The organism is Staphylococcus gallinarum (assembly GCF_029774255.1).
Taxonomy (GTDB): Bacteria; Bacillota; Bacilli; order Staphylococcales; family Staphylococcaceae; genus Staphylococcus; species Staphylococcus gallinarum.
Map to the genome: position 1 here is coordinate 279,533 of NZ_CP069082.1, position 15,140 is coordinate 294,672.

At 34.5% G+C, this 15,140-nt stretch carries 12 protein-coding genes; 7 read left to right on the plus strand and 5 right to left on the minus strand.

What is annotated here, in order from left to right:
• From JN168_RS01140 to JN168_RS01165, 6 genes are all read left to right on the plus strand, one after another.
• The gene (locus tag JN168_RS01140) at nt 1-1,407 is read left to right on the plus strand and encodes a sugar porter family MFS transporter (RefSeq protein WP_042740494.1); all 1,407 of its coding nucleotides are present in this window, start codon (nt 1-3) and stop codon (nt 1,405-1,407) included.
• A 231-nt stretch (nt 1,408-1,638) separates the two neighbouring features.
• Nucleotides 1,639-2,745, plus strand: a complete 1,107-nt coding sequence (locus tag JN168_RS01145; protein WP_459213962.1) for an ROK family protein — start codon at nt 1,639-1,641, stop codon at nt 2,743-2,745.
• Between the two features lie 148 nt (nt 2,746-2,893).
• Nucleotides 2,894-4,216 (plus strand): xylose isomerase, encoded by a 1,323-nt coding sequence (gene xylA, locus JN168_RS01150; RefSeq protein ID WP_042740492.1) that lies wholly within the window; start codon nt 2,894-2,896, stop codon nt 4,214-4,216.
• Nucleotides 4,217-4,221: 5 nt separating this feature from the next.
• A complete protein-coding gene (gene xylB, locus JN168_RS01155; protein ID WP_279526092.1) occupies nt 4,222-5,712 on the plus strand; it encodes a xylulokinase in 1,491 nt (496 codons plus the stop codon).
• Between the two features lie 18 nt (nt 5,713-5,730).
• Complete coding sequence (gene xylE, locus JN168_RS01160) at nt 5,731-7,119, plus strand: D-xylose transporter XylE (protein WP_042740490.1); 1,389 nt, start codon at nt 5,731-5,733, stop codon at nt 7,117-7,119.
• 180 nt (nt 7,120-7,299) lie between these two features.
• Nucleotides 7,300-8,289, plus strand: a complete 990-nt coding sequence (locus JN168_RS01165) for a Gfo/Idh/MocA family protein (RefSeq protein ID WP_279526093.1) — start codon at nt 7,300-7,302, stop codon at nt 8,287-8,289.
• 133 nt (nt 8,290-8,422) lie between these two features.
• Here the strand turns inward: JN168_RS01165 and larC are convergent, their stop codons facing one another.
• The 5 genes from larC to JN168_RS01190 form a co-directional block, all read right to left on the minus strand.
• A complete protein-coding gene (gene larC / locus JN168_RS01170) occupies nt 8,423-9,631 on the minus strand; it encodes a nickel pincer cofactor biosynthesis protein LarC (RefSeq protein ID WP_279526094.1) in 1,209 nt (402 codons plus the stop codon).
• On the minus strand, nt 9,625-10,407 hold the full coding sequence (gene larB / locus JN168_RS01175; protein WP_107512142.1) for a nickel pincer cofactor biosynthesis protein LarB: 783 nt from the start codon (nt 10,405-10,407) through the stop codon (nt 9,625-9,627). The genes larC and larB overlap by 7 nt, the downstream gene beginning before the upstream one ends.
• Nucleotides 10,408-10,429: 22 nt before the next feature.
• Nucleotides 10,430-11,260, minus strand: a complete 831-nt coding sequence (gene larE / locus JN168_RS01180; protein WP_371130092.1) for an ATP-dependent sacrificial sulfur transferase LarE — start codon at nt 11,258-11,260, stop codon at nt 10,430-10,432.
• 22 nt (nt 11,261-11,282) lie between these two features.
• Nucleotides 11,283-12,542 carry a nickel-dependent lactate racemase gene (larA, locus tag JN168_RS01185; protein WP_279526095.1) on the minus strand — a complete coding sequence of 420 codons (1,260 nt, stop codon included), beginning with the start codon at nt 12,540-12,542 and terminating at the stop codon, nt 11,283-11,285.
• 71 nt (nt 12,543-12,613) lie between these two features.
• Nucleotides 12,614-13,750 carry a glycerate kinase gene (locus JN168_RS01190; protein WP_279526096.1) on the minus strand — a complete coding sequence of 379 codons (1,137 nt, stop codon included), beginning with the start codon at nt 13,748-13,750 and terminating at the stop codon, nt 12,614-12,616.
• 132 nt (nt 13,751-13,882) lie between these two features.
• Between JN168_RS01190 and JN168_RS01195 the strand changes: the two genes are divergently transcribed.
• Nucleotides 13,883-14,962: a CdaR family transcriptional regulator gene (locus tag JN168_RS01195; protein WP_279526097.1), complete on the plus strand. Its 1,080-nt coding sequence runs from the start codon at nt 13,883-13,885 to the stop codon at nt 14,960-14,962.
• Nucleotides 14,963-15,140 lie beyond the last annotated feature (178 nt).

The window sequence follows — 15,140 nt, forward strand, 5'->3', positions numbered from 1 at the left end:
ATGAAAACAAACAGTAAGGTGTCCAATAGTTTTATTTATTTCTTTGGTGCATTTGGTGGTATTCTATTTGGTTATGACATTGGTGTAATGACTGGTGCTTTACCATTTCTTAGGGAAGATTGGGGTATAGATAGTGGCTTTATTATAGGATTAATTACATCTTCAGTGATGTTAGGTGCTATTTTTGGTGGTATTTTAGCAGGTAGATTATCGGATAAATTAGGGCGTAGAAAAATGATTCTAATTTCCGCATTAATCTTTGTGTTAGGTTCGGTGTTATCCGGCATTGCACCACATCACGGCAATTATTTCCTAATTATTTCACGTATTATTTTAGGTTTAGCTGTAGGTGCAGCTTCGGCGCTTGTACCAGCATATATGTCTGAGATGGCACCAGCAAAATTCAGAGGTCAATTGTCTGGTTTGAATCAAACGATGATTGTATCAGGTATGTTGTTATCTTATATTGTGGATTTCTTGTTACGTGATTTACCGGTCGAATTAGGTTGGAGATTGATGTTAGGCATAGCCGCAGTGCCAGCTTTAATACTATTTTTAGGGGTATTAAAATTACCAGAATCTCCTAGATTTTTAATTAAAAATGGAAAGTTTGATGAAGCAAAGCATGTATTAATGAATTTACGAAAAGTGAAACAAGTTGATGCAGAATTTGAGGAAATTAGAAGTACGATTTTAACAGAGAATAAAGTGACAACAAATAATACATTAAGTACCTTATTTAATAGTAAATATAAGTATTTGGTAATTGCAGGATTGGGTGTTGCAGCTTTTCAACAATTTCAAGGGGCAAATGCGATATTCTATTATATTCCTCTAATCGTTGAACAAGCGACAGGTAATTCAGCAAGCTCGGCATTATTATGGCCAATTATTCAAGGCGTTATCTTGGTTCTAGGTTCATTACTATTTATTTGGATTGCTGATAAGTTTAATCGACGAACATTGCTCATGCTTGGCGGTACAGTGATGGGATTGTCATTTATACTACCTACAATTATTAATATTGTAATACCTAATGCTAACCCAATTATAATTGTGATATTTTTAAGTATCTACGTAGCCTTCTATTCATTTACATGGGCGCCATTGACTTGGGTAATTGTAGGGGAAATATTCCCGTTAACAATTAGAGGATTTGCATCAGGCGTTGCATCTTCATTAAATTGGCTAGGTTCATTTTTAGTTGGATTATTATTCCCGATTATGACGACACATTTTCCACAAGAAATGGTATTTGCGATATTCGGTATCATCTGTATTTTAGGTGTTATATTTGTTAAAAAATGTGTCCCTGAATCAAGAGGAAAAACATTAGAAGAAATCGAAACATTTTGTGGTACAGAAGAAAAAGTGAAACTTAATAATGTTAACGTTAAAGAAAGTTAATGTTAGCTAGTATAATGGCTTACATGTTAAAGTGCATGTTTAAGATTACAGTTGCAAAGATTGTGACTGTAATCTTTTTTTATTTATCCTAGATGAATGGGGGTATGCTATAGTTAAATTATTGAATGAAAGATTGAGTGCTATAAAATGAGTACTAAACATTATATTTAGGTGAGGTGAATAGAAATGGAGAAATTAGAAGCATTAAATTTAGATGAGAATGAACGACAAGTGCTTCAACAAATATTCAACAATCGCTATATTTCAAGGATTCAGATATCAAAAAATTTAGAAATCAATAAGGCAACGATATCTAACTTACTTAATAGATTAAAGCTTAAAAAACTCGTTACTGAAGTAGGACAGGGAGATAGTACTAAAAGTGGCGGTAGAAAACCGATTCTATTAGAAGTAAATAAACACTTTGGTTATACAATTTCGATAGATATCGCATACCATTCGATAGAAATTTTATATAGTTATTTTGATGGGGAGACAATGAAACATCAGTCTGTTCCTCTTGAAAGTAACAAGATGAGTGATATTATCGCAATGATTAAGCAATATGTGAATGCAGATGCATATTATGAAACAGAATTTGGCTTGTTAGGTGTAGCGATATCGGTTCATGGTATTGTTAATGAACAACAAGAAATTATTGATTTGCCGTTTCATGATTTAGAGGATATATCAATCGTCGAAGCGATAAAGCAAGTCACGAATGTGCCAGTTATATTGGAGAATGAAGCCAATCTATCGGCTATTTATGAGAGAGACTATCAAGGCAATCTCGAAATTAATAATCTGATATCTCTTAGTATACATAAAGGTATAGGGGCAGGATTGATCATCAATAAGAAATTATATCGTGGAAATGCGGGGCAAGCAGGAGAAATAGGCAAGACTTTGATTTCAAATGTTGCAACAGACGAACCCACATACCTTAAAATTGAAGATTTATGTTCACAAGAAGCAATTATTCAACACTTAACTAAACAACTCAACACCACAATGACAGTAGATAAAGTGAAAAAACACTATGTAGAAGGCGATTATACTGTCACTCAAACATTGGAATTATTCTGTAAGAGAATCGCTGTATTGGTGCACAACTTAAATTCACAAATGAACCCTGAGATGATTTATATCAATTGTCCATTAATCAATGAAATACCTGAATTGCTTGAAAAAATTAAACATGTGTCATGCAAATTTAATTCTAATAATAACAATGTAGCTATAACCTCTAATGTCCAATATGCGACATTAATGGGGGCAGCAATTGCTATTACGCAACAAATACTGGATGTTCATGATATAAAATTAAATTTCAAATAAATAATTTAGCCTTTTAACGATAATGTTAAAAGGTTTTTTATTTATATTAAGAAAGCGTTTACAAATATCGGCCGAAGTGATATAGTGATTAAAAAGTTAGTTAGTTTATTAAACTAACTAACCAAGTGGAAAACAGGAGGAATGAATCATGACATATTTTGATATTGAAAAAGTACAGTATGAAGGGCCGAAATCAACGAATCCATTTAGTTTTAAATATTATAATGCTTCAGAAAAAATTGGTGACAAAACGATGGCAGAGCATTTGAGATTTAGTGTAGCTTATTGGCATACGTTTACTGCTGATTTATCAGATCCATTTGGAGTGGGAGCTGCTATTAGAGATTGGGATAATTTAAATGATATGGATAAAGCAAAAGCGCGCGTATCTGCAATATTTGAATTTATGGAAAAAACAGGTATTGAATACTTTTGTTTCCATGACATTGATATCGCTCCTGAAGGAAAAAACTTAGAAGAATCAAATGAAAATTTAGATGTGATAGTTAAATTGATAAAAGAAAAAATGGATGAAACAGGTAAAAAATTATTATGGAATACAACGAACAACTTCACACATGAACGCTTTGTTCATGGTGCGGCTACATCATCAAACGCTGACGTATTTGCATATGCTGCCGCAAAGGTCAAAAAGTCATTAGAAATTGCGAAAACGTTAAATGCGGAAAACTTTGTATTTTGGGGTGGTAGAGAAGGCTACGAAAGTCTGCTGAATACCGATATGAAATTAGAGTTAGATAATTTAGCTAAGTTCTTTAAAATGGCTATCGCTTATGCAGAGGAAATTGGTTTTAAAGGTCAATTCTTAATCGAACCTAAGCCGAAAGAACCGACAACACATCAATATGATACAGATGTAGCAACGGCACATGCATTTTTACAAAAGTACAATTTAGATCATGTATTTAAATTTAATATTGAGGCCAATCATGCAACATTAGCGGGTCATTCTTTCCAACATGAACTAAGATATGCACGTGATAACCAATTGCTAGGCTCAGTAGATGCCAACCAAGGTCATCCTCAATTAGGTTGGGATACTGATGAATTTCCTACGGATGTCTATGACACTACACTTGCCATGTATGAAATTTTGAAAAATGGTGGATTAACGCCAGGTGGCTTGAACTTTGATGCTAAACCACGTCGTACCTCTTTCAAACAAGAGGACTTGGTATTAACACATATTGCAGGTATGGATGCCTTCGCTTTAGGTCTAAGAGTTGCACATCAAATGATTGAAGATAACTTTTTTGAAAATATAGTAAGTGAAAAGTATGCATCTTATCAAAGTGGAATTGGTCAAAAAATTCTAAACGGCGAAGTCACATTTAAAGAGTTAGAAAAATATGCTTTAACACTTACTGAAATTACAAATGAGTCAGATCATTTAGAAGTAATAAAGTCACAAATTAATCAATATATTTTAAATATTAATAGTAAAGGTTGATTGCGATGAACAATGTCATTGGTATGGATATTGGTACGAGTGGATTGAAGACAATTGTAGTTGATGAGTATGGACAAGTAATCGATAGTTATAGTGTTGAATATAAGACCGAACATCCACACACAGGATATAGCGAAATAAATCCGAATATTTGGTATGAAGCTGCTTTGGAAAGCTTAGCCTATGTCTTTGGAAAATATAAGTCCTCTGAAATAGCAGGACTTAGTTTTTCAGGGCAAATGCATGGTTTAGTGGTAGTCGATAAGCAAGGTGAAGTGATTAGACCGGCTATTTTATGGAATGACACTAGAACGCATAAAGAAGTCGAATGGATAAAATCTAAGTTAGGTTTATCGCTACTATTAAAAGAAACGCAAAACACAGTTTTAGAAGGATTTACTTTACCTAAACTTATATGGTTGAAAAATAATGAACCAGAGCATTATGAACAAATAGATCGATTTATGTTACCTAAAGATTATGTTGCTTATAAATTAACTGGCAATATTTTCACGGAACCATCAGATGCATCTGGAACAATAATGTTTAATGTCAAAAAGGGTCAATGGTCTACAACCATATTAGATAAATTAGAAATAAACCCACACATCTGTCCTGACATCATACCTTCACATGGCTATAATGGTGCGATAAAAGAATCGATTATGCAAAAACTAAATGTAAATGGTGATATAAAGGTTTATCAAGGTGGTGCAGATAATGCTTGCGGTGCTTTAGGTGCAGGTATTACTGATGAACAAAAGCGTTTAGTAAGTATTGGTACATCTGGAGTTGCATTAGCTATTCAAAATGATAAGACTTATGAAAATGACGGTAAGGTACATTACTTCCATCATTGTGTACCAGAACAAAAGTACATAATGGGTGTTACTTTATCTGCAGGTTATAGTTTGGAATGGTTGAAAAATGTATTGAATAGTGAAGAAAACTTTGATCATTTTTTAAAGGAAATCACATCATCTCAGAAAGGTTCAAATGGACTGTTATATACACCCTATTTATTAGGAGAACGTACACCTTATAATGATTCTTCAGTAAGAGGCAGTTTTATAGGATTAGATGCGAATACAACTATGGCAGATATGAAAAGAGCGGTGTTAGAAGGTGTAACTTTTTCAATAAAAGATAGTTTGGAAATTATCAAAAATGATGTACATGATAGTAGAGAAATTGTATCAATCGGTGGCGGTGCAAAAAATAAGACATGGTTGCAAATACAGGCGGATATTTTTGATACTGACATCACTACGAGAACAGAAGAACAAGGTCCAGCATATGGTGCGGCAATGTTAGCTGCGATGGGAGTGGGCTGGTTTGATTCTTTCAAAGACCTTAGCGCTGCTTGGATTGAATACAATGATTCCATATCAAGTAATAAAGCAGACGTTCAAGTGTATAAAGACATTTATAACGTATATACAGAAGTTTATGAGAATACACAAGCATTGTCGAAAAAGTTAGTTCAATTTAAGTAGTGTTAAGGGGATGGGAGCATGTCATCTTATAATAATAAGAAATTTATTTTTACAATTGCACTAATTGCTACATTAGGTGGTTTGTTATTTGGGTATGATACGGCAGTGATATCAGGTGCTGAACAATCGTTGCAACGTTATTTAACAGCTCAATATGGTAGTTTTATTCATGGAATGACAGTATCTAGTGCGCTCATTGGATGCGTAATAGGAGGGTTTTTATCTTCGTATTTTTCTAGTCGATTTGGCAGAAAACGATCGTTACAAATTGCAGCGATACTGTTTATAATCTCTGCATTATTGTCAGGTTACCCAGAATTTATATTTTTCGAACCAGGACAAGCCAGTTTAGGATTATTATTGACGTTTAATTTTTATCGTATATTAGGTGGAATTGGTGTTGGATTAGCGTCTGCGATTTCTCCAATGTATATCAGTGAAATTTCACCATCTTCTATCCGAGGTACACTAGTATCTTGGAATCAATTTGCAATTATTTTTGGTATGTTAGTGGTTTATTTTGTGAATTATGGCATAACGTTTGGTCAAAGCCAAGCGTGGATAGATCATGTTGGTTGGCGCTACATGTTTATGACCGCAGCAATTCCAGCTGTAGTTTTCTTTCTGTTATTATTTTTAGTACCGGAAACACCTCGATATCTGACATTAATGAATAAAAATGAAGCGGCATTAACTGTGTTGAACAGAATTTATAATTCAAAGAACCATGCACAAACAGTATTAAATGAAATATTGTCGACTAAAAATAAGACAAAGGATGTCAAAGCACCGTTATTTAGCTTTGGTAAAGCAGTAGTGATTATTGGTATTGTACTATCAATATTCCAACAATTTATAGGTATTAATGTTGCATTATATTATGCGCCGCGTATCTTTGAAAATTTAGGTGCAGGAAGTAACGCATCAATGATACAAACAGTAGTTATGGGGCTTGTGAATGTTATTTTTACAATCATTGCAATCATATATGTTGATAAATTTGGCAGAAAACCACTACTGATGATTGGTTCATTAGGGATGGCTATAGGTATGATAGGAATGAGTCTGTTAACTGCAAATGGTGCTTTCGGAGTAATTACGTTAGTGTTTATGGTTGTCTATACGGCATCATTTATGATGAGTTGGGGACCGATTATTTGGGTGTTATTGTCTGAAATATTCCCTAATAGAATTAGAAGTTCAGCTATGGCTATTGCAGTAGCAGTACAGTGGTTAGCTAACTTTACGATCACATCTACTTATCCATTTATGATGGATATCAGTGGAACGATGACATATGGATTCTATGCTTTAATGAGTATACTATCAGGTATATTTATTTGGAAATTTATCCCTGAGACTAAAGGTAAGACATTAGAGCAAATAGAAGCAATATGGAAATCATAAATTTTATAAAGTGAAATATTAATTTGTATGCTTCAGATAAATGATAACCTTCGTTTATATCTGAAGCATATTTTTATGCTTTTTAAATACTAAAATAATATGAATTGACAAATATTGTATAAAGATTATGCTTATTTATAAGTTGATTAAAAATTCAAAGGGGAAGAAGGGGTAACAATGATGAATATTGGTATTGTTGGTGCAGGGAAAATTGTTAAAGAAGCATTGCCTGTATTGGAACAAGTTTCTGGCGTTGTGTTTCAAAGTATTGTCACGACGGGAAGAAATCCACAAAATGTTAATGAATTACAAAAGCAATTTAATATCAAAGAGGTATATGAAAATTATACTCAATTTTTAGAGGATGAAGATTTAGAGGTGGTCTATATTGCTGTGCCGAATCATTTGCACTACTATTATGCACAGCAAGCGATAGAACACGGTAAACATGTCATTTGTGAAAAGCCTTTTACACTTACCAAGGTAGAACTTGAAACTTTAAAAGAACTCGCAGAAGCGAAACAAGTGATTATTACAGAAGCAATCACGAATCTTTATTTAGGCAATTATGATGTCTTGAAACATACACTCCAAGAAATTGGAGATATCAAGCTTGCCCAGTTTAACTATTCTCAATACTCTTCAAGATATGATAATTTTAAGCAAGATATAATTCAACCAGCATTTAATCCAGAAATGGGTGGTGGCGCGTTAATGGATATCAATGTCTATAATGTCCATTTAGCAGTGGGGTTATTTGGCAAACCTAAGGGTGTTGCATACTTTGCAAATGTTGAGAAAAATATAGATACATCAGGTATCTTGCAATTAGATTATGATAATTTAAAAGTAGTCTGTATCGGCGCAAAGGACTCTAGTTCTGATAATCATTCCTATATTCAAGGTGATCAGGCAACGATACACATTGAAGGTCCAACGAACGAATTACAATCATTTGAAGTTAATCACATTGGTGGCGGAACACAGCTTTACCAATTAAACCAATTTGAACATCGTATGCATGAGGAATTTGTAAAAATAATAAAAATGATTCAGAATAAAGATGATGTCTTAGCTAAACGTCAATTAGAACATAGTATAGCTGTCGTTGAAGTCCTAGAGTCAGCATTAGACAGTGCAAATATAACAATTGGACCTTCAAAGTCATAATCAAATACAATAATTATCATTAATAACATAAAACTAAGGTAGTTTACTTTCAATATCGAATGAACACTATATCAATCATAGATATGTGCTTACATTCAATAGTGAGGTAAACTACCTTATTCATTTTCATCATTTAATTGTTTAAGATATGTTGGTGAATTTCAGCTTCAATATCTTGATAAACACGCATGAATGGTATATTCGTCTGTAATGCAGCGCGTTTAACATCTTCAAATTCTGGTTTTGCTTTAATAATTTGGTTGTTTAATAAACCTAGCTTTACTGTAATAACACCATATTTTGTTGTTAGTGATTGGAACTGTCGAAATAGAGTTTGGCGTTGAATAGTGCTACTGCGCACGCCTAGTGTTGTAGTGTGCTGTAATAGATAGTCTTCAAATTCTGCAGCATCTTCAATTCTACAGATCATTGTAATTAATGTAGCTGGGCGACTTTTTTTCATAATTATAGGTGTGTAATATACATCTAAAGCCCCTTGGTTGAATAAAGCTTGTAGCAGAAAACCAAGTGATTCTGCAGTCATATCATCAATTTGACATTCTAATTGTTGAACGTAATTGGGTGTAGCATCTTTAGTTGTATTAGTAGTATTTAGCGACGCTTTATTTTCTGTAAATTCAATTACTCTCACAATGTTAGGGAAATCAAAGTCCTTGTTACCGCCACCATAGCCGATACGATTTATTGTCAGATTTGGCATAGGTCCTATATCCTTTACCAACGCTTTGATAAACCCAGCCCCAGTTGGTGTAGTTAATTCTGCAGCAACATCGAAATGTGCAAGTGGAACACCAGTTAATATTTCAGCAGTCGCTGGGGCAGGAATGGGATAAATACCATGAGCAATATTAATTTTTCCATGGCCAGTCGGGATAGGAGAGGCATAGAGATTATCAATTGCTAAACTTTCTAAAGCGAGACAACTGCCAATGATATCGATAATTGAATCCATTGCGCCTACTTCATGGAAATGTACGTCATTAACATCCATGCCGTGTATTTTTGCTTCAGCTTGTGCAATAACCTCAAAGACACTGATACTGCGTTCCTTTACACGCTGTGGTAAGTCACTATTGTTAATAATTTGATAAATATCTTTTGCTTTACGATGATGATGCGCTTCTTCGAAATCAATTGTTAACGTCAACGCTTGTATACCTTTCTTGTCCTTTTTAGAAAAGTGTAATTCAAAATGATTTAACGGAAGTGACTTTAACTGATCGATAATATAGTTTGTATCTGCCCCCAAGTCCACCAATGCTGAGAGAAACATATCACCTGCAATTCCTGCATGACAATCTAAATAAAGTGATTTCACCATAGCGATTCCTCCGTTTGTTGTTCTTGTTCGAGCATGTGGATCAGCATGGCTGCATTATATCCACCACCGAAGCCATTATCTATATTTAATACACTTGTACCAGGTGCACATGAATTAATCATTGCCAGTAATGTGGTAATACCATTTAAATTTGCGCCATAGCCGATACTAGTTGGTACGGCATAGACTGGATGGTCTACTAGGCCTGAAATAACACTAGATAATGCACCTTCCATGCCAGCGATAACGATAGATACTTTGCAATTACGAATGGTTTCAATATGATCAAATAAACGATGGATACCAGATACACCAACATCATATACTCGTTCAATTTCTGTTCCCATGACTTGAGCAGTCAGTGCTGCTTCTTCAGCGATAGGTAAATCAGAAGTTCCAGCACAGATGATGGCTGCCTTGTATGTTGATTTAGGTATAGATGCAATCGGTGTTGTTAGCACTTTAGCTTGTTCATAATATTCAAGTTGTGGATAGTGATTTAGGACATGGTTCGCTTTATCTGCGTCAATTCTTGTTACTAAAATAATTTCTTTATTTGATAATAATGTTTGAATGATGTCAGTTATTTGCTGTGCAGTTTTTCCTTCACCGAATATAACTTCTGGAAATCCTTGTCGATGTTTGCGATGTAAATCAACCTTTGCAAAACCAATATCATTATATTGCTTCAATTGTTTCATAGCCGATGCTACGGAGAGTGTATTAGACTGTACCGCCGTCAAAAGGGCTTCAATAGTTTTCTCGTTTTCAGTCATTTATAGACCACCTTTTTGCAATTTAAGATATGTGATAATCAGTATTGATTACTTCGTTCATACTACCTGTACGATAACCTTCTAAATCAACTGTGACATAATCGAAACCAAATTCCTTTAAGTGTAAGGCAATTTCATTTCTATGTGTTATAACTGTTTGTATCGCTTCGTCATCTACTTCAACTCGTGCAATATTATTATGATATCGAACACGGACATGCTCAATTCCGAGGCTGGCAATATATTTTTCGGCTTCGTTCACTTTATTGACTTTACTAAAGGTTAATGGCTCACCATATGGAATACGTGAAGCAAGGCTACATAGTGCTGGCTTGTTCCACACTGGAAGATGGTATTGCTTGCTAAGTTTACGAATTTCATCTTTATATAATGTAGCTTCTTGTAATACACTACGAACATTAAATTCGGTTCTTGCCTTTAGTCCAGGTCTAAAGTCAGCTAAATCATCCATAATCATCCCATCTAGCACATAATCAAAGCGATATAAGTCACGTAACCGTTCGAGCTCACCATACAGTAGACGCTTACTGTGATACCAACTTTCAGGTGTGTTTTTAATAATATATGGATCCTCTAATTCTGCAATTTCAGTTTCTATAATTTCTACATTTAAAGACTTTCCTAATGTTCTTGCTGCATTAAATTCTTCCTCTCTGAATAATTCGGATTTAACGATTACACCTTTAACATTGTACTTACCTAAGACATCTATGGCTTTCTTTAAGACGAAACTACTATCTACTCCACCTGAAAATGCAACTAAAACAGTACCTAGTGGCTTTATAATTTCTGTTAACTTTTGGTCTTTTTCTATAATTGTTTGTTGGTCCATCATTGTTTCCTCCTCAGTATAATTACTCAACGTATGGAATTGTCAATGGTCCTAAAGGCATAACACCAATAGTCATATCAGGGCCATATTTTTCTCTCAGTTGAGCTAATGTTTCCTTAATATCATTTACTGGATGTAACATAGCATCTGTAGTTTGTTGGGCGGTAAGTGTTGAATAGAGATATACATCAGCAAATGTTTGAATAACGGCTTGCTTTTGTACTTGCCATTGGTCTAGCATTCCGAATTTAGGGTCATTTATCATATCCAATAACCCTTGAGGCGAATCTGCCATTTTTAAAATTTCAGCGAAGTTACCGTGGTTTGGGTAACCATCACTGCATTCAGAGAACATAATAATACTGCCACCTTCTTTAACCACTTTATGTGCAGCGCTCATCCCTTTAACTGTCTGATATAAATTTTGATCTAAAGGATAACCAGAATTCGAAGCAATCACTACATCAAACCGTTCTTGGCATTTAAACATGGCGTGTGATTTTGCATAATTACATCCAACATCATGTGCTTCGTATAGTTCACCAGCAAAAACAGCAGTGATATCTTTAGATTTATTTAAAGTGACATTGAGCATGAAATCCGGTTTACACATTGCATTAATTTCCCGGGTCATATCTTGTACTGGATTATCTTCCATATTGCCCCATGTGGATCGCATATCTCCAATCATTTTAGCGTTATGGAAGGTCATTATTGTTTCAATACCAGCAATACCAGGCATGATTCCCTTAGGGCCACCTGAGAAACCGGCGAAAAAATGTGGTTCGATAAAGCCTGTAACTATTTTAAAGTCAGCCTCGACATAATCTTTATTTAAATATACATCACAACCATATTTACTATGACCCACTTTCTTTAAACTAGACTTGTCATTACAATGATTATGTACGATATTTACTGAGTCTACGATATCTTCGCCCAACATTTGAATCAGTTCTTCTCGGGTTTGATCTCTATGAGTTCCCGTGCCATTAATAATGACAAAATTTTCTGTTGGAACATGCTTTAGACAATTCATAATCAAAGGAACAAGGATATGATTGGGGGTAGGTCTTGTGATATCACTAATAACAATTGCTACTGTCTGATTAGATTTAACCATTGTTGATAGTGGGGGTGTGCCTATTGGTGATGCTAATGCCTCTTGAATTACCTGTTCAGGTTGATTCAGAGCAGGTTGGTCAGTGGGTTCTATTCGAACTGTGTGATCAGGCAAATCTAATTCGACACTAGATTTGCCATATAATATATTGGCTTTCATTGGTGATGACCTCCTTATTTATCACAACAGGGTAATTCGTTGCGATTTATGTTTATGAGCTATTATTAGCACTATGTTTTGGAATAGAAAAAGGTAGAGACAATATTTTTGGTTATTCCTTGTAAAAGTTGTTCCGAAATAGCGAGTGTATCAGCCAATGATTTTGGTCCATTGACTAAACTAAATGCGCTTAGAATGCCGTGCTCGTGAAGCTTTTCTATAGCAATATCTACGGTGCCTCCAATTAAGATGACTGGGACATTAAATCGTTGTGCGCATCGTGCAACTCCTATGGGTGTCTTGCCATATAAACTTTGATGGTCAATCTTTCCTTCACCCGAGAGTATTAAATCAGCATCAGCTAAATAGGAAGTTAATTTACTGTATTCAATTACAACGTCTATACCATTACGAAATTCACACGGGAAAAAGGCTTTAAAAGCACCACCCAAACCACCTGCTGCCCCCGCGCCAGGGAAATCATGGATGTGAATATTTACCTGTGATTCAACGATATTAGCAAAATGTAATAAATTATTATCGAGAAGTTGTAATTCTGTATCCGAAGCTCCTTTTTGTTTACCAAAGACGAACGAAGCCCCTTCAGGTCCAACCAATGGATTGTTAACATCACTAGCGATAATAAAGGATGCTTTAGCAATTCGATTATCGAATGTAGATAAATTAATAGAATCTAGATCTGCTAGCGACCCACCTCCAAATGAGATTGCATTACCTTGTGCATCTAAGAGTTGAGCCCCTAATGCCTGTAACATGCCTGCACCTGCATCATTTGTAGCTGAGCCTCCAATTGCTAATATAAATTGTTGGTATCCTTTATTTAATGCTGATAATATCAATTCCCCTGTACCATATGTTGTTGTTTCTAAAGCATTGAGTTGCGATTCATTGATGTGTCTGAGTCCAGATGCTTCAGCCATTTCCACTATACAAGTTTCACCATCACCTAATACACCATAAGTAGCCTGTACCTGTTCACCTATAGGCCCAGTAACAGATTCCGTAAATAGTTGACCATTGGTAGCATTGATAAGTGCTTCCATAGTTCCTTCACCACCGTCGCCCATTGGTAATGACTGCACTGTGGCATTAGGATAGAGTGAGGTGATGCTGTTGTGCATTAACTTTGTAACTGTGGTAGCAGACATACTACCTTTAAATGAATCGGGTGCGAGTATGATATTCACATGCAAACCCTCCTTGAAAACGTTTACTATTGTTTGTTATTCTATTGTATCGATTTTAATTGTCAGAAAATAGAGTTAAAATATACAAATATAAAGCATATATTTTGTATATAAATGATAGGTTGTGAGTGCATGGAAATATTAACTGAGGAAATAGCGGCATTGATTGTAGAGGAAACAGTAAATCGCACAGGCAGTAATATTAATATAATGAACTATAACGGAGAAATTCTTGCTTCATATAATAAAGAAAGAATAGGGACGATACATTATGGAGCGAAACGTGCTATTGAACTAGAACAGACTATTACTTTAACTGAGGCAGAGTGTAAAGAATTAGAAGGTACACAACCAGGTATCAATTTGCCAATTATTTTTCAAAATGAGATTGTGGGCGTAATCGGGTTAACAGGTAATCCTACACAGTTAACACAAATTGCAGATGTAGTTAAGATGTCTACAGAGCTATTGTTATCACAAAGTTATTTTACTTATGAATTAGAAGGTAATATTCGTAGTCAAGAGTTACTAATTGAGGAACTACTTAAGGGCGAACCTTCGAAGACGTTTATTAGATACCTAATACAACAATTAAATGTAGAATTATTAACATTACGGAAATGTATTATCATTAATATAGAAAAGCAAATATTTTCAAAAAATAGTATCGTTCGTATGCTTTCTACGAGAATGAATCGACAATCGTTCGTAATCGCATTTACTAATTATAATCGCATTGTCATCTTAATTACTGATGATGATAAGACGAAGCTAAATGATAAAATAACCCAAATATATCAAGTGTTTACTCAATTGAATTTAACCATTGAAATGGCATCTAGTCTTGTATTTACGAGTTTAAATGATTTTAAAAAAGCATATGAAGAATGTGAATTAGTATTTATGTTAAATGAACATGAGCGAGCAGTTGTATCATTTGAAGATGTTGAAGCACAAACATTGTTATATCAAATTAATAAGGAAATTAGAATGCGTTATAGAAAAAGAATATTAGCCGATATTGATAATCAAACGATTGAAACTTTACAGTCGTTTTTCGAGCATAATTTGAATATTGCACAAACTGCTAAGGCCTTGTATATTCACCGCAATACTTTGTTGTATCGTTTAGCAAAATGTCAGCAAATCACTGGACTTAATCCAAGAATATATAATGATGCTGTTAAGTTACAACTTGCGATGTGGTGTTAATAAGCCGACTATACATACTTAATCCTATGTTAACAGTTGATAGAGGTATTCCTACAATAACCTTATATAAGTTGAACATGAAAAGTGTCTTAGCTGTTATAGATTTGTTCGTTATAACCAATGATTAAATAAAAAACTGCCGACATCTGTATAAAGCATTGTCGGCAGTTAAATTATG

Coding starts and splice junctions, on each gene's coding strand:
- JN168_RS01140 (WP_042740494.1), top strand. CDS start 1: ATGAAAACAAACAGTAAGGTGTCCAATAGTTTTATTTATTTCTTTGGT.
- xylA (WP_042740492.1), top strand. CDS start 2,894: ATGACATATTTTGATATTGAAAAAGTACAGTATGAAGGGCCGAAATCA.
- xylB (WP_279526092.1), top strand. CDS start 4,222: ATGAACAATGTCATTGGTATGGATATTGGTACGAGTGGATTGAAGACA.
- xylE (WP_042740490.1), top strand. CDS start 5,731: ATGTCATCTTATAATAATAAGAAATTTATTTTTACAATTGCACTAATT.
- JN168_RS01165 (WP_279526093.1), top strand. CDS start 7,300: ATGAATATTGGTATTGTTGGTGCAGGGAAAATTGTTAAAGAAGCATTG.
- larC (WP_279526094.1), bottom strand. CDS start 9,631: ATGGTGAAATCACTTTATTTAGATTGTCATGCAGGAATTGCAGGTGAT.
- larB (WP_107512142.1), bottom strand. CDS start 10,407: ATGACTGAAAACGAGAAAACTATTGAAGCCCTTTTGACGGCGGTACAG.
- larE (WP_371130092.1), bottom strand. CDS start 11,260: ATGGACCAACAAACAATTATAGAAAAAGACCAAAAGTTAACAGAAATT.
- larA (WP_279526095.1), bottom strand. CDS start 12,542: ATGAAAGCCAATATATTATATGGCAAATCTAGTGTCGAATTAGATTTG.
- JN168_RS01195 (WP_279526097.1), top strand. CDS start 13,883: ATGGAAATATTAACTGAGGAAATAGCGGCATTGATTGTAGAGGAAACA.